We start from the raw sequence: 19,153 nt of genomic DNA on the forward strand, positions 1-19,153 counted from the left end.
TGATCTGTACGCCCGTTGAATCTCTCGACTGCTATCTCTATCCCGGCCAGGCTGAGCGTGCTGATGCTTATGCTCATTCACGGCTCGGGCCATCCACCGTTGCTCTGCCGACAAGCCTGTTCTCAAGCTATTCAGCTGGCAAACCCATACAGCGTTGCCGGGTTGTCGACGAGGATCTTCTGACGCTGCGCTTGTGTTGCCCATCTCAACAGAATATCCAGCTGGTCAGGGTCGTCCGGGTATTGCTCCCGTGGCACGCCGACATGTGGCCAGTTGCTGCCCCACAGGATTCGCTCTGGCGCGTGGGCGATCACCCGTCGAGCAATCGCGCCCACGTCCTCGTAGTGGGGTCCTCCGGTCACGCTCGATTCGTAGCCGGCGCAGATCTTGAACCAGGCATTGCCCCGATCCAGCAATCGCAGAATCGCGTCTACGCGGCGGTCATCAGCGGGAACTGGATCCATGAACTTGCCGATATGGTCAATGATGTACGGGCAGTCGATGCCTTGTAAGGTTGGCAAGTGCTGGTCCAGCTCTCGGCCATTGAATTGCACCATCAAGTGCCAACCTAGTGGACGGATCAGCGGCTCGATCTGCTTGAGTTGAGCGATCGGCACGGCGCCACCGGGCAAGTTCATGATCCTGGCACCACGGATGCCTCGCGCGTGCCACTGCTCCAGGGTGCTCATCGAGGTATCGGGGGGCACCACGGCCACACCGCGGGCGCTATCAAGGCCGAGCTGGTCGAGGGAGCTCAGCAAGGCGCCATTGTCGAACTGGTAAGCGTTGGACTGGGTGACGACCACACGGTCCAGTCCCATCCAGCGTTGATAGCGGCGCAAGTCGTCGACCGTCGCCAGTTCCTTGATCGGCGGTCCGCCTGGCTGACCTTCAAAGCCCTCGAGATATAGGTGCACGTGGCAGTCGGTAGCACCTGCCGGGGCTACCAGCCGAGGGTGGCGTCCCTCGAGTGGGCGGGTGTTGGCCGGAATCACAGGTTTGTCTCCTTGAGGGCGAAACGTGTCAGGGCGTCGCGATCGATGTCGATGCCAAGCCCAGGACCATCGGGAATCGATACCCAGCCGGCATCATGCTCCAAGGGCTTAAGCACCACGGCTTGCCGAAAGGGGTTGTGGGTACGGTCAAACTCCATGATGGGCTCGATAGGCTCCCGTCTCGGCGGGTTGGGTGGCAGCGCGGCCATGGCCTGAAGGCTGGCGGCAATACACACTGCAGTACCCCACACATGGGGAATCAGCCGCACGCCGTGCAGCGCGGCCATGTCCACCACCCGGCGCATTTCGGTGAAGCCCCCTACCCCACAAATATCCGGCTGGCAGATGTCGATGGCCCGACTGGCGAGCGGCTCTTGCATGGCATAGCGGCCGTGCCAGTTTTCACCACTTGCCACCGGCAGCGGCTGACCTTCACGCACCGCGCGATATGTCGCTACCTGCTCCGGCAGTACCGGCTCCTCGAACCAGTCCACCCCGAAGGCCGCCGCCTGACGTCCCACTTCAAGTGCTTCGAGCAGATCGTAACCGTGGTTGGCGTCGATCATCAGGCGACGGCGAGGACCGATGGCTTCCCGCACCGCAGCGATGACCCGCAGGTCCTCTTCGACGTTGAAGCCAATCTTGATCTTGACCCCGTTAAAGCCTTCCGCCGCATAGCCGGCGACCTCTGCCGCGATATCGCTGACGCGATCGACGCCGTCACGGCGAAAGGATCCAGTGGCGTAGGCCTCTACACGCTCTCTGAAGCGGCCTCCCAGCAACTCGGCAATGCTGGCCCCATAGTGCTTGCCCTTGATATCCCACAAGGCGATGTCGATGCCGCTGAGCGCGGTCATGGTTAGTCCACGCTGGCCTTGATCGCGCAACCGGTTGTACAGCTCGAGCCAGCGCTTTTCATGCTCGAGGGGGTTGGTGCCGATGAGGGACGAAGCATAGGTGGCCACCACCCCAGCGTTGGCCTGGGCCGGTCCCAGGCATTCGCCCCACCCTACGGTGCCATCATCACAGGTGATCTCGACCAGGCAGTGCTGGCGGCGCTCGAAGCGCATGGAGGCACTTTCGAAGGCCTGGTCAAGGGGATGATCCAGTAGATGGGTCTGTACCTTGGCTATCTTCATGGGCGATGCTCCGACGTCTTCGGCAGTGGGTCTAGGGGCGTTCATTGCAGCCAGTTGGGTAGCGCCATGGACAGTGCCGGTACATAGGTCACCAGCATCAGCGCAGCAAACAACGCCAGATAGAACGGCCAGATGGTACGTACGGTCTGCTCGATCTTGATCTTGCCCACCACACTGCCGACGAATAGACAGGCGCCTACCGGTGGCGTGCACAGGCCGAGGCCAAGGTTCATCATCATCATGATGCCGAACTGGATCGGATCCATGCCGAACTGGGTGGCGATGGGCAGAAAAATCGGTGTACAGATCAAAATCAGTGCGGCCATGTCCATGATCATGCCCAGAGCCAGCAGGATCAGATTGAGCATCAGCAGAATGGCGATGGGATTGTCACTGATGCCCAGCAGCGCCTCGGTGAGCAGCTCCGGTACGCTGTACAGGGCGAGCAGATAGGAAAATGCTGACGCGCAGCCCACCAGAATCATCACCAGCGCGGTGGTTCGCACCGACTGGTAGACAGCCTGCTTAAAGGAGGCCCAGTTGAGCTCGCGATAGACCAGTGCGGTGATGACGATGGCGTAGATCGCACCGAAGGCACCGGACTCGGTCACCGTCAGCACCCCGGAGAGTACGCCGCCGACGATGATCACCGCCGTCAGAAGTCCTGGCAGTGCCGCCGCAAGGCTGACCACCAGCGCCTGCCAGCCGGGGAAAGGCTCGCCCTGATACCCTCGTTTCACCGCAACCAGATAGGCAGCCAAGGCCAGTAGCGCGCACATCACGATGCCCGGCACGATGCCCGCCATGAACAGCTGGGTGATGGACAGACCGCCACCGGCCGCCACGGCATACAGAATCATGTTGTGACTGGGGGGGATGACGACGCCGGCCACCGACGAGGTGACGGTGACATTGACCGCATAGTCTGCGTCATACCCCTTTTCCTTCATGACCGGAATCAGAATGGAGCCCAGCGCCGAGGTGTCGGCCACCGCAGACCCTGAAATGCCACCGAACAGCATCGATGAGGTGACGTTAACCACCCCCAGTCCGCCTCGCACACGCCCCACCGCAGCAGAGGCGAGCCTGACCAGACGTTGGGAAATTCCCCCATGCAGCATCAGTTCGCCGGCGAAAATAAAGAACGGAATCGCCAGCAGGGAAAATACCGAGATACCAGAGAGAATCCGCTGGAACGCGACAAACAGCGGCAGGCCCTCGTAGAGGAAGCCGCCTACGGCAGCTAACCCAACCGCAAAGGCAACGGGAGCACCCACCGCAAGCCCGAGTGCGAACAGCCCAAAGACGATCGCCAGTCCCATGTTCAGGTCTCCTGTGTGGATGTCGGGTGGCCAGCGAGCCGCCGGACAATGTTGACCAGGGCGAATAGCGACATCAGCACGCCGCAGATCACCAAGGGGGCCGCACGCCAGCTTTCAGAAAGCCCGAGCATGGGAATCGGCCGGGCCAGGTTGGTCATCATCAACAGCCAGCCCTGCCACGCCATGAAACCGCCAAAGGCCAGCACAAACAGGTCAGCAAGATGGTGCATCAGGGTCTTTATCGGTCCGGGCATGGCATCCCTGAGCAGATCGATGGACAGATGAGCGTTGTGGCGAACCCCCGCTGCGGTGCCAAGGCACGTGATGTACACCACGCACAGCAAGGCGGATTGCTCCACCCAGGTGGGCGTGTCATTGAGGATGTAGCGACCAAACACCAACCAGCCGAAGGTGATGATCAAAAACACCAGCAAGACCCCTGCCACCATGATGCAGCCGTGGGCCAGGCTATCCAGCAGCCGGTCCAGCGTATCCGGCGGCTGCCGCTGATAGCGAATGGAGCGGGATTCAGGCGACGCCGGCGGAAAGGCCCCGCGGCGCGTCGACGTTGACCCTTCCGAGGCGCTGGGTACTGGCTCCGCCGAAGACGATTGATGGGGTGCTTTCACACAGATACCTCCCTGCCGGCCCCATGCAGGGGCCGGCCTAGCCTGATCGCAGAGGAAACACGGCGTCATCGCCCGAGCGCATGAGTTGTTGCGTTGCGCGGTGCTCGAACACCTCACCTATGCCGCATGGGCTCCGAGTTCTTGGCTTCCGGAGCCTTACGTGTCATTGCGCTCGGCTGATGTCGTCAGTGCTTCCTTCGGCTGACGATGTCAGCGCGTCCGTGAGGTTAGTCGGCCTGCGCCGCGCGAATGTCATCGACCAGAGATGCAAGGTCGGGGTTATCGCTCAGGAAGCCGTCATAGACCGGTTCCATCAGCGTCTGGAAGGCCGCCTTGTCGGGCACTTCATTGATTTCGACGCCGGCATCAAGCGCCTTTTGACGGCTGGCCTCGGTGCGCTGGGCCCACAGCTCCCGTTGCTCGCTGGTGGCGATGGCCGCTGCCTCCCTGATGGCCGCTTGATCGTCGGCCGAGAGCTGCTCCCAGCTACTTCTGGCCACGCACAGGCACTCTGGAATCACCAGGTGATTGGTCAGTGAGTAATAGCGGGCTACCTCGTAATGACCGCTGGACTCATAGGAGGGGAAATTGTTTTCCGCACCATCGATTACACCCGTGGTCAGCGACTGATAGACCTCCCCGTAGGCCATCGGCGTGGCATTACCGCCAAGAGCGTCGATCATCTCCACGTACAGGTCGTTGTTCATCACCCGCACCTTCATGCCCTTGACATCATCAGGGGTCTGCACCGGATGATCGGTGTTGTAGAGGCTGCGTGATCCGGCGCCAAACCAGCCAATAGCGATCAAGCCTTGTTCTTCCATGGCAGCAGCGAAGCGGTCACCGATCTCGCCGTCCATCAGCTCATACATGGCCTCTTCGCTTTCAAAGATGAACGGCAGTGACAGCACATTGGCCGCAGGCACCATGGGCCCCATCGGTCCCATGTTGAAATTGCCGAAGTCCAGCGCTCCATTGCGCGTCTGCTCTATGGCGTCGGGCTGATCTCCCAATACGGCATTGTGGTAGACCTTGGGGGTGATCCTGCCGTCGGTCTTGTCATCGACCTGCTTGGCAAAGGTCTCGAGCGCAATACTATTGGGATACTCCGGTGGGTGAATGTTCCATCCCCGCCACTGTTCCGCCATGGCGGGGGTAGCAACAAGTCCCACGCTGGCAGTAACGGCAGCAAGGATGGCGGCGTTGGTGGCATGACGTGCAGAAGACATGGCGAGACCTCGTATCGACGTTATTGCTGTTGTTGTCATCTCTGGCGCCCGGAGGAATGCCCCTACCCTGCGGCTCCCCCGTCTGGCGCCAGGCTCACACCTGATCTTGTTATATTATGTATGACAAAGTAGTGTCTTGAGCATCCAGATCGCAAGTCGCAAATAACATCTTTTGACTAAAGTGCAAGGTCTTCCCGTGAGCCAGCAACGGGACATATGAGCGCAAGTGTTATCTCGGCGAGTTACGGAGCCTGGGCGAGTCCAAGCTGCAGCGCGCCGATGCCAGACACCACCAGTGACCTTTGGTGGGCAGCGGAAACACGCAAGGTGTCAATAGTTGTAAATCCGCAATTCCAGAGCCGATATGGGCACGGCCTGACCTGAGCCTGGCGCTCGCAGGCAGGAACGCCCTGGTGTCATGTGGTGCTCGGTAAGTGACGCGGCTACCACCATTGGCATGTGCAACAGTTTCTGGACCGCCGCATGTCTCAAGCGGCCTTCCAGACATGCACAAGGGCCCTAGAAGGCCCAGGCGGCGGACAAGGAGACGGTATCGCCGTCAAAGCGGTTTTCCGAGGACACGTCGTGAAGCCACTTGCCGATCAGCGTGACCGGTGTCTGCCCCAGGGAAACGCTCTTCATGAAGGCCGGCCCCACCCCTGCTCCACTACTGCGAAAGCCATCATCCAGACGGTCGGGCACCGGCCCGGAGTCCGACTCCAGCTGCTCGTAGACATAACCGGCTACGCCAAGGCCGAAACCCGGCGTCACATATTTGGCGGCCAACACATCCAGGTGAAATTCGTCCCCGGTCGTATAATCGGTGGCATCGTTCTCGAAGTTGAACAGGATGCCAGCCGTCAGTGACAGGTCCCAGCCGCTTGCCGGTAGCCAGCTATAGGTGATTGTCGGGTCGATGGCCCAATAGTGGCGCCCCAGATTGATGCGATCATCTTCGTCGTAGCGTCCCACCGGGATATTCACTCCCACCGCTGCGGTGGTGTGATGCGCGCCGTTGGCCCAATTCAACGCAATGGGCACCAGGTACGGGTCACCGAAGCCATCATTGCTGCCCGTGCTGAAGCGCTCTTGCCCGGCAAATTCGGCGTTGAGATCTACGCTGACATCAAACACATAGGGAATGTTGATGCCAGCAATGTAGGTAGCCCCCAGCCATTCCACGTCTGTGACCCAGGTCAGCTTCAGCAGGTTGAACCACAGGGTCTGCTCAAGGCCCGCATCCAGTCTACCGCCCAAAGGTCTGGCACCGATCTCCCCTTCGTAACGCACCAGATCATTGCGCGCGTAGACGCCGGGCGGCGGTGCAAGCCCGGCAGCAAAATCGTTATAGGCCCCGGGAACATAGATACTGCTTGCGCCCTCTGAAGCGTGGGCGGAGGCCGCGATCGAAAGGAGCAACGGGGCTGCGAACACCGATAGCCAAGGACGGGACGGGCGCCCTTCCAGACGGGGGTAGCGGTAGTCGGCAGCAAGACAACGGGCAGGCATGGTCAGCGCTTCCATCAGATGGTGTGAAGCAAAGTATAGGGGGGCTGCCCAACTTTTTGGCACAATTTGCAAATTGCCTGACGTAGCGACGGATCCAACGAGACGTCGTGGCCGCATTGGCAGCGACGTCAGTGACGGCGTCTTGTATCAATCTGCGCCAACGTTGGCATGTCAAAACGACAGCGGCGCCCACCAGGGGCGCCGCTGTTGTGCTTGGCTGTTATGGCCATCACACCGTTCAGTCATCGGCCGGAGCGTAGGAGCCATCCTCGCGATGCACTTCCTTGCCGGTCAGTCCCGGTGTGAAGACACAGGCCAGGTGCATGGTCTTGCTGGCCCGCAGCAGGTGCTCGTCATGCTGGTCCAGGATATAGATATCACCTGGCTTGATCGGCCAGATCTTGCCGTCGGCCAGAGTCTCGACCTCTCCTTCTCCTTCGATGCAGTAGACCGCCTCGAAGTGATGCTTGTAATGGATGTGAGTCTCGGTGCCTTCGAAGATACGCGTGATATGGAACGAGCACTGACCGCCATCATCGGCGAGCATCAGTCGGGTGCTGTCCCAGTTACCGTTTTCTGCCTTGACCAGGCGATCGGTTTGACGTGCTTCTTCCAAGTTACGAACGATCATTGAACACTCCATTGTCAGGGGATTTCGACAGGCCATGGTGCACCATCCCTCGGGACGTTGGTGCCACCATGACCCTCGATCTTATCAGGCCGTGGCTATCTCAGGGCTAAGCCAGGATTAGCCGGTCCTGAGGATCTCAGCTAAGCGCCTCGTGGGTACTGCGCTCGAGGATATCGAGGCCTTCGAGCAAGTCTTCATCGGTGATGGTCAGCGGGCAGAGGCACTTCACCACTTCACCGTCTTGGCCACTGGTCTCGATGACCAGGCCGTTTTCAAAGGCCTTGGCGGTAATCTTGTCTGCCACTTCACCGTTTTGAACGTCGATGCCACGCATCAGTCCGCGGCCCCGCTCCGACGCGGTGTAACCCTTGTCATTCAGCCAGGCGGCAATCTTCTGGAAGCGTTCCTCGACGATGCGTGCCTTGCGCTGGACATCACGCTCGAAGGTATCGTCGCTCCAGTACTTGCGCATGGCTGCTGCAGCGGTCACGAAGGCCAGGTTGAAGCCACGGAAGGTACCGTTGTACTGGCCGGGCTTCCACTTGTCGAGTTCGGGACGCATCAAGACGTGGGCAAATGGCAGGCCGAACGCGGACAGCGACTTGGAGTTGGTCACGATGTCCGGTGTGATACCCGCATGTTCAAAGCTGAAGAACTTGCCGGTGCGGCCGCAGCCCGCCTGGATATCATCAATGATCAAGAGGATATCGTGGTCGCGGCAAATCTTTTCGAGTCGCTTGAGCCACTCGAGCCCGGCGACGTTGATACCGCCCTCACCCTGAACGGTTTCCACAATCACGCCCGCAGGCACGTCCAGGCCGCCGGACTTGTCACCGAGGAGCTTTTCAAAGTAATCCAGCGTATCTGTCTCTCTGCCCATGTAGCCATCAAACGGCAGGAAGGATGCGCCCTGGGTCGGGATGCCGCCGGTGGCTTCACGGAACTTACGATTACCGGTGGTGGCAAGCGCCCCCATGGTGACGCCGTGGAAGCCATTGGTGAAGGTCACGATGTTGTGACGTCCCTTGGCCACGCGGGCCAGACGAATGGCCGCTTCCACCGCATTGGTGCCGGTCGGACCAGGCAGGTGGACCTTGTAGTCAAGACCACGCGGCTTGAGGATCACCTCTTCGAGGGTCTCGAGATAGTCGCGCTTGGCGGCCGTCCAGAAGTCGAGACCGTGAATGATGCCGTCGGTGGCCAGGTAGTCGACCAGCGCCTGCTTGAGGTGCGGGTTGTTGTGCCCGTAGTTGAGGGTACCTGCACCGGCAAGAAAGTCGATGTACTCGCGACCGGTCTCATCTGTCAGGCGAGCATTCTGCGCCTTGGTGAATACGACCGGAAAGGAACGAGAATAGGTACGAACGTCGGATTCCATGCGTTCGAGGATCTGGGTCTGCATTGGTGACCTCCTGTCGGGTTCGTAAGCAGTGAATCTGAATGAGGAGAGAATGGCGAAGCGTCGGTACACGCCTCGCCATCAAGTGATGGAGCTAGATGCGTGTGGTATCGAACGGACCGATGCGCACGAGGTTTTCGGGATCGTGCTCACCACCTAGCTGGTCAGTGGAGAAATACTCGCGACTGTTAAGCGGGGCCTGCCAGCGATCTGCCAAGCGTCGAAACAATCCCCACGAGGCCTGGTTATCAGGCGTGATGGTGGTCTCGAGGTGGTGTACCTCGGTGAATTCTGGTCGCGTCAGAATGGCCTCGACCAAGCGCCGTGCCAGTCCGGTTCCGCGGGCCTTCTCGCCCACCGCTACCTGCCACAGGAAGTAGGTGTCCGGGGCATTGCTTTTCACGTAGCCAGAGACGAAGCCGACGATTTCCCCTTCCTCGTTGGTGGCAACCGCACAACTGTCACGGAACTGGGTCGCCAGCAGCAGATAGGCGTAGGCGGAATTGACGTCCAGCGGAGGGCACGACTTGACCAGCTCGTAAATCCCCCAACCGTCTTCGGGATTGGACTTGCGAATAAACAGCGGCGCCTCTTCGTGCCCGACCACTGCATCTGCCACGGTGGGCTTGGCGAGGTCGGCGGAAGGTGTGAAGGGCTCAGTGCTTGCAGTCATGTTCGTTATGCTTCGCTGTAGCGAATTTGGACAGCCATTATAACAGTCGATTATGACATTTCAAAATCTGGATTATTCTTAAGCCTCAGAATCATAACAAAATGTTATGCGAGCGCCGTAGCGCCCGTGGTTGGGCGCCTTGGTACCGGCAGTAGCCGCCAACGCTTGCCAGCGACTCGAACGTCAGCCGAGGCCCCCGTTCTTGAGGTGCGTATCGACACTCCTGGATCATGAAATACGTACCTAAATGAGTATAGAAGGCGCTTGACGAACGGCCAGCTTCCGTTTTTCTCATCGCCTCAGCAACGCCAACTGCTGTGAAATCCGCCACAACCTGTCACTAACTTCGCGGATTCGCGCTCCCGCTATGGGCAATGTCTGAAAGTGCGCAGCTCCTCGCTGCGTCACGGTTTCACAATGCTTAGGATCCTTCTCATCCAGGGCCTCGTGTCTATGGCTCCGTGTTTCGTGTTTATAGCTCCGTGTTTATGGCCCCGTGCGCTGTCAGGGAGGATCTCGCATGCCGTTGTTGTCGCGTTCATGTCGCTTGGGAAATGTCCACTGGGTGGGCTGTGTCCTCGTAGATGACGGTAAGGCGGGAGGGCACTGACATGTGGATGCCTCCCTCCTCCGGTCAGCCGCCTTCTGGCACTTCCGATAACTCTGACGCTTCTGATCACCCTGGCACGAATGCTCCTTTCTCCTCCCGCCGCTTACATGATCTGTTGGCCGCCTTTGACGTCCCCCTGACCCAGGACCACCGGCTGCTCAAGCTTCAGCTATCCGGTCATTCCTCATCCCGCCATGCTCTGATTCCCCATCGCCTGGTCGGGGAGGAAGTGCTGTCGCGTCCCTATCGCTATCGCCTGGACGTGATCGCTCAGCGTGGTGATTTCGAACTCAAGTCGTTGATCGCCCAACCCGCCACGCTGGAGATTCGCCAGGCCGACGGGAGATACCGCCAGCTTTCCGGACTGGTGGAATCCGCCGCCCTGCTCGGTGAAGACGGCGGCGTCTTCTACTACCAGCTCGAGCTGGTACCCTGGCTGGCGATGCTCAGCCTTGGCCTCGACAGCCGCATCTTTCAGGACAAGACGGTGGTCGAGATCATCGAGACGGTGTTCGACGGGCACACTGTGGCCAAGGGGGGCTATCGCTTCGACCTGCGCCGGGACTACCCCGCCCGCAGCTATTGCGTGCAGTACCGGGAGAGCGACTACCACTTCGTCAACCGCCTGATGGAACAGGAAGGTCTGTTCTACTATTTCGAGCACCACCCCTTTACCAATGCGTCCTCCGACAGCGCCAGGGGCGCAGGCGAGGTCAGCCACCGCCTGGTGATCACCGACGATGTGATGACCTGCCCCGCTGTCGCCCCCCAGACCATTCGCTTTCATCGCCAGGCAGCGACCGAGGCCGAGGACGCCATCACCCAGTGGGGCGGCATGCGGGTCCAGCAGCCGACGCGGGTCAGCCTGACCACCTTCGACTACAAGCACCCGCGGCGCGATACCACCAACGCTCAGCACACCATCCGCGCTCAGGGCAATTTGCCTGCCAATGAGGTCTATGACTTTCCCGGCGAGTACTACTATGCGGCCCATGGTCGGGGGGAGCGCCTTGGCGTCAACCGCCTCGAGGCGCTGGAATCCCGCGCCAAGCGCTTCTTTGGTGCCGGTGGCGCTCGCCAGCTGCAGGTCGGCGGCCATTTCACCCTGACCCAGCACCACCAGCATGACCAAGGTGATGCCAGCGAACGCGAGTTTCTGGTGCTGGCGCTGAAGCTGTACGCCGAGAACGCCCTGCCGGTGTCGGCTCACCTCTCTACCCTGCCGGGCAGTTTGCAGCAGGGGCTGACGGACGCCCGTCGCGCCCACGGCCTGGAAGACGACAGCCTTCACCGCGATGACTATCAGCGCGCCGGCACCGGCCACTTTCTGGTCGACTTCGAGGCCCAGCGCCGGCTCCTGCCCTACCGCTCGACCCTGGACCACCCCCGGCCCGTCGTGGGCGGGCCCCAGACCGCCATCGTGGTCGGTCCTGAAGGGGAAGAGATCCACACCGACCGGCTCAACCGGGTCAAGGTGCAGTTTCATTGGGACCGTGAAGGCACCCATAACGACCAGTCGAGTTGCTGGGTGCGTGTCGCCTCACCCAATGCCAGCGCCGGCTGGGGCGGGGTGTTCGTGCCGCGCATCGGTCAGGAGGTCATCGTCGACTTCCTCGAGGGCGACCCGGATCGTCCGCTGATCACCGGGCGCCTCTACAACGGTGACGAACGACCCGAGTGGCACTCCAACGGCCTGCTGTCCGGCCTCAAGTCGAAGACCTACCGGGGTGGCAAGTACAACGAGCTGGTGTTTGACGATGCCACCGATCAGGAGCGAGTGCGGCTCAATTCCGAACATGCCAAGAGCCAACTCAACTTGGGCTATCTGATTCACCAGCAGGGCAATACGCGCGGCGACTTTCGCGGTACCGGCTTTGAGCTGCGCACCGACGCCTATGGCGCCGTACGCGCCAACGAGGGCCTGCTGCTGACCAGTTGGGGCCAATTGGGGGCAGGCGGTGAACAGCTCGACCTGTCACCGGCCTGGCGTGAACTGCAAGCCGCCTGGCAGCTTGCCGATACGCTAAGCGACAGCGCCGTTGACCATCAGGCCGAACCGCTGGCAAGCCTCAATGATCTGTACAAGGCCAGCGACGATGCTCAGGGGCGCCATGGCCGACCCGCCAGCACCAACAAAGACCGCTTCGATGGCAGCAGCGCACAGAGTGCAAGCCAAGGCGGCCAGGGTGAGGCCGGCAGCCTCAAGGCGCCCTGGCTGCATCTGGCCTCCCCTGCCGGTATCGCCGCCAGCACGCCGCAGTCGACGCACTTGGTGCAAGGCAAGTCGCTCAGCATCACCAGCGGTGAAGACATCAACCTGGCGGCCGGGCGTAGCCTGATCGGCTCGCTGTCCGAGAAACTCTCGCTGTTTGTCCAGCGCGCCGGCATCAAGCTGTTCGCCGCCCAGGGCAAGGTCGATGTCCAGGCCCAGTCTGATGAGATGGCCCTGACCGCCGAGAAGAAGGTCACCATCACCTCCACCGAGGACGCCGTTCACATCGCCGCTGCCGAAGAGATTCTGCTCACCAGCGGCGGGGGCTATATCCGCCTCAAGGGCGGCGATATCGAGATTCATGCGCCGGGGCTGATCGACGTCAAGGGCGGGCAGCACCTGTTTGGGGGGCCTGCGAGTCTCAGCTATCCCCTCGATCAACTGCCAAGAAAGGCCATTTGCTATAGCTGTTTGCTGGATGCAGCAACCCAGCACAGCACCTATCTACGCCGCTGACATTATCACCATCGACAAGGAGGTCTGGGTGTACCCAACCTATATGCAGGCAGACCCCCTGCTGCTCAAGATACTCGCCAAGGCGCACGCGGAAGCTCTGGTCGGCTACGTGCTGGTCGATATGTCGATATCGTCATCCACCCAGCGCTTCGTGCTGAACCTGCATGACCAGGAGCGAACCCGCAGTCTGTTTCAGGCAACGCCAGAGGGTGCATTTGTCCATATCGCACCTCACCTGATTGCCTGGAACGATCTTGCTGCCACCGAGCGGGACCACCTTATTGCCCTGGACCAACACACCCAGGCACTTTCCTGGCTATGGGTCGATACCGATGGCGCACGCACGCTCTATCGCCACCTCAAGGCTCAGTTGGATATGCAGCTGCCCGACGGCGGACTGGCCCTGCTGCGCTATTACGACCCCTGCGTCTGGCAACGCCTGATGCACCTACTGACGCCAGAACAAATCACCACGCTAATGGGTCCGGTTCACTACTGGGGTATTCGGCTGAATGACCAGCGGAAGCTCTTCGATCGTCAAGGAAGACTCGCATGCTTCAACTGACAACAGAGCAGGAACGGCGACTGCGGATTCCCGATCAAGACGTCATGGTGCAAGATGCCCTGGACACTTTCCGGCAAAAACTGCCTCGCATCTACGACAAGCTTGGCCACGACACCCTGTCATTACGACTGAGCGAGGGATATGCCCTTGCTGTTGATCTCGGACTCACCAAGAAAGCCCTTGTTTTCAAGTACATGCTTTATGGTGTTAGCGCCCCCAAGCTTCGCAATGTTGCATACATGAAAGAGCACTTTCAGACAAGCAGCGATACGCCAGACCTGGTCGCCATGGATCTTTTTGCGTTATTGGCATTTCGCCCTACCTTGAATAGAGAGAGATAATACATGGCCGCACCAGCATTCCCCATTGCTGTATGGCTGGCGGAGAAGGCGGCGGAGGTGGTAACAGCCGCCGCGGTGGCAGTATATATAGCTATCGTTATCGACGATGAGACAGATCTGGAGGATCTTGAAGATTTTGGTGATATCGCCGGGCCAACCACCGAGGGAGGGACGGAGGAGAGTCAGGACCAGTCCCAAGACGCTGAGTCTATTCCTGGCTCGACAACTGATGTTGGCACGCGTACCGAAGAGTGCGAGGATTGTAACGACTGCAAGCCAAGAGACGGTTATATTCACCAGCCACTTAATCGAAACTATCATGTAGGCGGTGGTGATTGGGTCTTCTACCAGCTGTATATTGCCAATATGGGGGGAGGTCCTTTCTTCAACATGGTCGGTGGAAGAATCCAAGAATGGAGATATAACGGAGTGGATTTTGATGGATTCTGGTCCAGCTCATGCACCTTGGTGGAAGCTAAGAAGGGGTATGAGCGATTTCTTTCCATAGATGAAAATGGAATCATACGCGAAGGCAAAGTACCTTTTATGATAACCACAATAAGAAATTTCATTACTGAAGCCCAGGCCCAAGTTGATGCAATAGCCGGAAGTAAACCTCTGGCTACACTTAGGTGGTACTTCTCAGCACAATCAGTCTATCTCTACTTTCTCGATATGTTTGAGTCAAGAGATATGAAAATCGAGTGTTACTTCCTTCCATACTCAGATCTAATGCCAAATAAAAAATAATTAGGAGAACTAATGTGATGGAGCCAATACATGTAACTCTATTTTTTTATCAGTGTATAAATCAAGCAGACCCTGACAGCGTATATGAAACATGGATGAACTTAAATAATTCAACAACAGGTATAGACCCCGTCCTCAACGAATGGTTCTATCTTGCCAAGGCCACACCAAGTGAGGTTGTGTACCTAGACCTGCCAAAGGAAAAAGAGCAGATCATAACAAGCTCAATAAGAACAATGAAGCTAGATAGAACCATTCCACGCCGAAACATCAAAGGAATTACTTTTCACGCTTGGTCTCAGAAAGTTCCGGCACAAGGACCAGCAAATGAAAGAGAAGGATCACAAACTGTTTTTAGTTCTTTATCTGGCGGCACTGAACATAGACTAGCCCGCTTTAGTCTGGAAATAGAAGCGCTCAAAAATCACGAAGGGCGTCATGAAATGATAGCGTTTACAAGAATATGCACCGCAATTTCCAATGTTCAAAAGCCTATTTGGCTTAGCGCATGTCCGCTCTCATACATGAAACATAGAGTATTCCCCCATAGGCGCCATGTTGGCTGGATGGCGGTAGTGCCGGACGTTGATATTTCAGGCCAACTGCCGTTTCTTGCTTATGATGAGTACCTTCCTGATGTTGGCACACTCATCGTCACGACGGAGGAACGCTTCGATACCACCAAGCCAGAACACGTGGAAAAAAGCCAAATGACGGAGACGACGTTACTGCAGATGGGACTGCTGCCAGAACGCCAGCGCTAGTATCACCATCTGGTCACGCGCTACACCCATCGCGATGGCCTGGCCGTCATGCTGGAGTGGGACTGGCCGGGCAAGGCCGACGGTGCCCTGCCCTCCGCCCATGACGCCCGCTGTATCCGCAATCGTCTGGAAGACGGCAGTGAAGACACCCGCTTCGAGTACCACCGGGGCCTGTGGTACACCAAGGTCACCGACGCCGACGGCATCATCACCTACTACCGCTACAACTATCACAACCAGATCGAGTCGATCACTCACCCCTTCCACCCAGAGCTTGGCAGCGAGCACTGGCGCTGGGATGAACACGGTCGCCTCAGCCGCCATATCGATGGTGAAGGCCGCACCAGCCACTATCGCTACGATGACCGCGGACGGCTGATCGAGATTACCGATCCCCAGGGCCTGACCACCCGCATCGAGTATGACGCCCAAGGGCTTCCCATCAAGGTCACCGAGCCGGATGGGCGCGCACGCCAGATGCGCTTTGATGAGCGCGGTCTGCCGCTGGAGGAGATTGCCCCCAACGGGCGCACCACCACCTTTGAACACGACGAGCGTGGCCTGTTGACGGCCATGACCGACGCCGCCGGCAACACCTACCACTATGCCTGGAACGCCCATGGGCGACTGATCAGCGCATCGGACTGCTCGCGTAAAACCACCACCTTTGCCTATGACCATCGCGGCCTGTTGACCCAGCGACGTGATGCCGCAGGCCACGAGACACGCTATACCTGCGACCCGACCGGCCTGGTGCTCAGTGCCCAGCACCCCGACGGCGCCGTGGAACACTTCAGCTACAACGGTGACGGCCGCTTGACCGAGTACCAGGACCCGACCGGCCAGCGCACCCGCTACCGCTACAATGGCAAGGGCATGCCGATCGAGCGTCTCGATCCCATGGGCCAGCGCTTTCGCTACGACTACGACCGCCTGTTGAGGCTTAGCGCGCTGACCAACCATAACGGGGATCGCTGGCAGTTTGTCTATGACGGCGGCGGCAGACTGATCGAAGAAACCGGCTTCGACGGACGCACGCTGAAGTACCGCTACGACGCCGGTGGCGCGCTGATCGAGCGCGTTGATAGCGACCAGGTGATGACCTTCAAGCGCGACAACCTGGGCCGCGTGCTGGAGCGCAAGACCCGCATCGGCCAACAGGCCGAATTCATCACCCAGTATGGCTATGACCTGCTCGGGCGGCTGGCCCGGGCCGCCAATCCGAGCAGTGAGACCCGCTTCCACTTCGACCACGCCGACAACCTGATCGCCGAAGTGCAGCGTCATCAACTGCCGACCGGTGGGGAGTATGCCAGCGTCACCCGGCATACCTACGACGTCCTCGGCCACCGCGAGACCACCAGCCTGCCCAACGGCCAGACCCTGGCCTGGCTGCGCTATGGCTCCGGCCACGTGCATGCCATGAGCCTGGATCAGCAGGAACTGATCGCCTTCGAGCGTGACGACCTGCATCGGGATATTCGCCGTCGTCAGGGGGCCCAGGAGATTCACTCGGCGTATGACCCGGTCGGACGCCTGATCGAGCAGCAGATTCGCACGCCCCGCTCTCCTCAAGGCCAGCCCGCCCAGGGCCGCACGCTCACCCGTCAGTGGCACTACAGCGCCAATGGCCTGCTTAGCCAGGTGGATGACAGCCTGCGTGGCACCACTCGCTACGGCTACGATCCGCTGGGCCGACTGCGTCAAGCCAGTGCGCCAGGGCTGGAGGAAGTATTTGCCTTTGATCCGGCAGGTAATCTGATCGACCCGGCAGACACTGCAGACACCACCAAGCAGCCTACGTCTCACCCCGCCAGCCCCAACGGTGCCACCCGCTGGTGGAGCGAGCGTCGTCGTGACCATCTGGACGGCGGCACCGAAGAGTTCGTGCGCGTCGGCTATCCCGGAAGCCCCAAGCTCTCCCCGGCCATGGGCAACCTGCTCAAGCGCTATGCAGGCACCCACTACCACTACGACCCACATGGCAACCTGACCCGGCGTATCTCGCCCAATGGCGAGACCTGGCACTACCAGTACGACGCCGAACACCGACTGATCGAGGCCAGCCACTACCGCAGCGCCCCGGCGGCAGGCGATGACACCCCGCCGATACTGCGTGCCCATTACGCCTACGACGGCCTGGGACGACGTATTTGGAAGCGGGTCGAGCGGGCCGGCAGCGCCAAGCGCAACCCGTCGGAGCCTGGCTACACCACCCTAGACCACACCACCATTGAACTAACGGTGTTCACCTGGGACGGAGACCTGCTGATCGGCGAAGAACGCTTCGAAGGCCGTGCACAGACCCCTTTTGACACCGCCCTGTGGTACGTGCCGGGACGCCAGCCGTTGGAGCTAACCTCAGAGAACCCCGAGCGGCCCTACGCCCTGCCGGTGGCCCAATGCCGCTACGATCTGGTCAACCACACCATGACCCCGGTGCATCAGGCCAGCTACCTGTTCGAGCCAGAGAGCTTTATTCCCGCGGCGAAGATCGAGCGGCACTATCACGCCGTGCCGGTCACGATACGCACGGGCACCGACGACACTCTGCTGTATCACGACACCCAACCCGGCGAGCCTACCCTTTACTACCTGCAGACTGATCACCTGGGCACCCCACTGGAGCTCACCACCCAAGACGGACAGCTCGCCTGGGTCGGCCAGTACCGCGCCTGGGGCAAGCTGCGTCACACCAGCGACGGCCAGGGCAATAAAGCCCAAACCGACAACCCCTTCCGCTTCCAGGGGCAGTATCACGACGAAGAAACCGGGCTGCACTACAACCGCCATCGGTACTATGATCCAGAGATAGGTCGCTTCACCACCCAGGACCCCATCGGCCTGGCGGGAGGTGATAACCTCTACCTCTACGCCCCCAACCCGACGGGCTGGGTGGATCCGCTGGGGTTGAGTGGGTGTTGTCGATGCCTTTATCGAGGAGTTAGTGCTAATCATCCTGCTATTGATGATGCAAAACGTGGAACTGTCAGACCGGCTAACCCTAGTGCCTCATTGACCCCTGAGCAGCATGCCGAGGGAGGTATGACAGGTGACAGCCAATATGTATCCTGGACGCCCAACAAAGAATTAGCACTGCAGCATGCTAACAAAGACGGTTCGGGAGGAGTCTTATTGAGTGTTCCGCAAGGAGCTCCCACCGATGGAGAATCCTGGTCGTGGGGATGGTCTCACATTAATGACTGGGGAGAAACAGAAATGCTTCAAGAAGGTACACGTAGAAATGTAAAAGTCACTAGAGAAGGATGTTTATAATGAGCTCTGCAGAATTCGACTTCATAAGAACGTTAATAGAAGAGGTGCCGCCGTGTGAGCTTGCAACAAAAGCTAGGGAGGTTGTAAATTCTCAGTCGGCATGTCTGTTCGGAAAGAACCCTAGGAGCTCATCAGTACGTTTTGCTAGAGAGCAAGCTCTGGCTAGAAGAGAAACAACTAAAAACAAAGGTATTTATGCTTTTGGAATGAATGAGCTGATAAACGCACTAAAAAAATACAAAGACGATGATTTTGTGTCCTACTACTATGTAAAAAACAAAAATTTTGCTGGTGAAGTGTACGTTAAAGGAAGCGCACTAGTAGGCTTTCAATTTGTTGAAAGGAAATGCGAAAAATACAGCAAAGGATATGATTCGAGTATAGTGTCATGATGATTGACTCGAATTAAAATAACTGTGTCAAACAACTGAGCCGAGTCAGTCCCTGATCAAGGTTCGTCGATCCAGAGCGATCGCTGAACACGGGTCGCCTATATAACGTTGTCTAGCATCTTGAGTGGTAAACCAATGGCCTAGTGTCTGGCTTCAACTCGAAGACCTATCTGAAGTGGCCTCCCTCCCCGCATACATAGG

16 protein-coding genes are annotated in these 19,153 nt (G+C 59.0%); 7 read left to right on the forward strand and 9 right to left on the reverse strand.

Annotation, left to right across the window (positions count from 1 at the left end; all coding sequences use genetic code 11):
* Positions 1–131: 131 nt before the first annotated feature.
* The 9 genes from KUV41_RS10200 to ectA form a co-directional block, all read right to left on the reverse strand.
* Entirely contained in the window at positions 132–995 is an 864-nt protein-coding gene (locus KUV41_RS10200) for an amidohydrolase family protein (RefSeq protein WP_222485952.1), read from the reverse strand.
* Positions 992–2,134, reverse strand: a complete 1,143-nt coding sequence (locus KUV41_RS10205) for a mandelate racemase/muconate lactonizing enzyme family protein (RefSeq protein ID WP_222485954.1) — start codon at positions 2,132–2,134, stop codon at positions 992–994. Before KUV41_RS10205 ends, KUV41_RS10200 begins: the two co-directional genes overlap by 4 nt.
* A gap of 41 nt (positions 2,135–2,175) precedes the next feature.
* Complete coding sequence (locus KUV41_RS10210) at positions 2,176–3,456, reverse strand: TRAP transporter large permease (RefSeq protein WP_206938731.1); 1,281 nt, start codon at positions 3,454–3,456, stop codon at positions 2,176–2,178.
* 2 nt (positions 3,457–3,458) lie between these two features.
* Positions 3,459–4,085: a TRAP transporter small permease gene (locus KUV41_RS10215; protein ID WP_315900574.1), complete on the reverse strand. Its 627-nt coding sequence runs from the start codon at positions 4,083–4,085 to the stop codon at positions 3,459–3,461.
* A 227-nt stretch (positions 4,086–4,312) separates the two neighbouring features.
* The gene (locus KUV41_RS10220; RefSeq protein WP_222485956.1) at positions 4,313–5,314 is read right to left on the reverse strand and encodes a TRAP transporter substrate-binding protein; all 1,002 of its coding nucleotides are present in this window, start codon (positions 5,312–5,314) and stop codon (positions 4,313–4,315) included.
* Positions 5,315–5,833: 519 nt separating this feature from the next.
* Positions 5,834–6,823 carry a transporter gene (locus KUV41_RS10225; RefSeq protein WP_222163816.1) on the reverse strand — a complete coding sequence of 330 codons (990 nt, stop codon included), beginning with the start codon at positions 6,821–6,823 and terminating at the stop codon, positions 5,834–5,836.
* Positions 6,824–7,061: 238 nt separating this feature from the next.
* Positions 7,062–7,454, reverse strand: coding sequence for an ectoine synthase (locus KUV41_RS10230; protein ID WP_206938725.1), 393 nt, complete (start codon positions 7,452–7,454; stop codon positions 7,062–7,064).
* A gap of 136 nt (positions 7,455–7,590) precedes the next feature.
* Complete coding sequence (gene ectB, locus KUV41_RS10235; protein WP_222485958.1) at positions 7,591–8,856, reverse strand: diaminobutyrate--2-oxoglutarate transaminase; 1,266 nt, start codon at positions 8,854–8,856, stop codon at positions 7,591–7,593.
* A gap of 91 nt (positions 8,857–8,947) precedes the next feature.
* On the reverse strand, positions 8,948–9,526 hold the full coding sequence (gene ectA / locus KUV41_RS10240) for a diaminobutyrate acetyltransferase (protein ID WP_222163818.1): 579 nt from the start codon (positions 9,524–9,526) through the stop codon (positions 8,948–8,950).
* A 611-nt stretch (positions 9,527–10,137) separates the two neighbouring features.
* Here ectA and KUV41_RS10245 point away from each other — a divergent pair.
* Genes KUV41_RS10245 through KUV41_RS10275 form a run of 7 tightly spaced genes read left to right on the forward strand, consistent with a single transcriptional unit; the run spans position 10,138 to position 18,952 of the window.
* Entirely contained in the window at positions 10,138–12,864 is a 2,727-nt protein-coding gene (locus KUV41_RS10245) for a type VI secretion system Vgr family protein (RefSeq protein WP_261395996.1), read from the forward strand.
* 28 nt (positions 12,865–12,892) lie between these two features.
* The gene (locus KUV41_RS10250) at positions 12,893–13,429 is read left to right on the forward strand and encodes a DUF4123 domain-containing protein (protein WP_222485960.1); all 537 of its coding nucleotides are present in this window, start codon (positions 12,893–12,895) and stop codon (positions 13,427–13,429) included.
* Entirely contained in the window at positions 13,417–13,770 is a 354-nt protein-coding gene (locus tag KUV41_RS10255) for a hypothetical protein (RefSeq protein WP_222485961.1), read from the forward strand. Before KUV41_RS10250 ends, KUV41_RS10255 begins: the two co-directional genes overlap by 13 nt.
* 3 nt (positions 13,771–13,773) lie before the next feature.
* Complete coding sequence (locus tag KUV41_RS10260; RefSeq protein ID WP_222485962.1) at positions 13,774–14,520, forward strand: Tox-REase-5 domain-containing protein; 747 nt, start codon at positions 13,774–13,776, stop codon at positions 14,518–14,520.
* Between the two features lie 17 nt (positions 14,521–14,537).
* Positions 14,538–15,284 carry an immunity 52 family protein gene (locus tag KUV41_RS10265; RefSeq protein ID WP_261396011.1) on the forward strand — a complete coding sequence of 249 codons (747 nt, stop codon included), beginning with the start codon at positions 14,538–14,540 and terminating at the stop codon, positions 15,282–15,284.
* A gap of 48 nt (positions 15,285–15,332) precedes the next feature.
* Positions 15,333–18,560 (forward strand): RHS repeat domain-containing protein, encoded by a 3,228-nt coding sequence (locus KUV41_RS10270; RefSeq protein ID WP_222485966.1) that lies wholly within the window; start codon positions 15,333–15,335, stop codon positions 18,558–18,560.
* Positions 18,560–18,952: a hypothetical protein gene (locus KUV41_RS10275; RefSeq protein ID WP_222485968.1), complete on the forward strand. Its 393-nt coding sequence runs from the start codon at positions 18,560–18,562 to the stop codon at positions 18,950–18,952. Before KUV41_RS10270 ends, KUV41_RS10275 begins: the two co-directional genes overlap by 1 nt.
* Positions 18,953–19,153 lie beyond the last annotated feature (201 nt).

It is taken from the genome of Halomonas sp. DP8Y7-1 (assembly GCF_019801685.1).
Taxonomy (GTDB): Bacteria; Pseudomonadota; Gammaproteobacteria; order Pseudomonadales; family Halomonadaceae; genus Halomonas; species Halomonas litopenaei_A.

Bases quoted from the DNA above. Each gene is read 5' to 3' on its own strand.
- ectA (WP_222163818.1), bottom strand. From the start codon at position 9,526: ATGACTGCAAGCACTGAGCCCTTCACACCTTCCGCCGACCTCGCCAAG.
- ectB (WP_222485958.1), bottom strand. From the start codon at position 8,856: ATGCAGACCCAGATCCTCGAACGCATGGAATCCGACGTTCGTACCTAT.
- KUV41_RS10230 (WP_206938725.1), bottom strand. From the start codon at position 7,454: ATGATCGTTCGTAACTTGGAAGAAGCACGTCAAACCGATCGCCTGGTC.
- KUV41_RS10260 (WP_222485962.1), top strand. From the start codon at position 13,774: ATGGCCGCACCAGCATTCCCCATTGCTGTATGGCTGGCGGAGAAGGCG.
- KUV41_RS10220 (WP_222485956.1), bottom strand. From the start codon at position 5,314: ATGTCTTCTGCACGTCATGCCACCAACGCCGCCATCCTTGCTGCCGTT.
- KUV41_RS10205 (WP_222485954.1), bottom strand. From the start codon at position 2,134: ATGAAGATAGCCAAGGTACAGACCCATCTACTGGATCATCCCCTTGAC.
- KUV41_RS10270 (WP_222485966.1), top strand. From the start codon at position 15,333: ATGCTGGAGTGGGACTGGCCGGGCAAGGCCGACGGTGCCCTGCCCTCC.
- KUV41_RS10245 (WP_261395996.1), top strand. From the start codon at position 10,138: ATGTGGATGCCTCCCTCCTCCGGTCAGCCGCCTTCTGGCACTTCCGAT.
- KUV41_RS10255 (WP_222485961.1), top strand. From the start codon at position 13,417: ATGCTTCAACTGACAACAGAGCAGGAACGGCGACTGCGGATTCCCGAT.
- KUV41_RS10275 (WP_222485968.1), top strand. From the start codon at position 18,560: ATGAGCTCTGCAGAATTCGACTTCATAAGAACGTTAATAGAAGAGGTG.
- KUV41_RS10210 (WP_206938731.1), bottom strand. From the start codon at position 3,456: ATGGGACTGGCGATCGTCTTTGGGCTGTTCGCACTCGGGCTTGCGGTG.
- KUV41_RS10265 (WP_261396011.1), top strand. From the start codon at position 14,538: ATGGAGCCAATACATGTAACTCTATTTTTTTATCAGTGTATAAATCAA.
- KUV41_RS10225 (WP_222163816.1), bottom strand. From the start codon at position 6,823: ATGCCTGCCCGTTGTCTTGCTGCCGACTACCGCTACCCCCGTCTGGAA.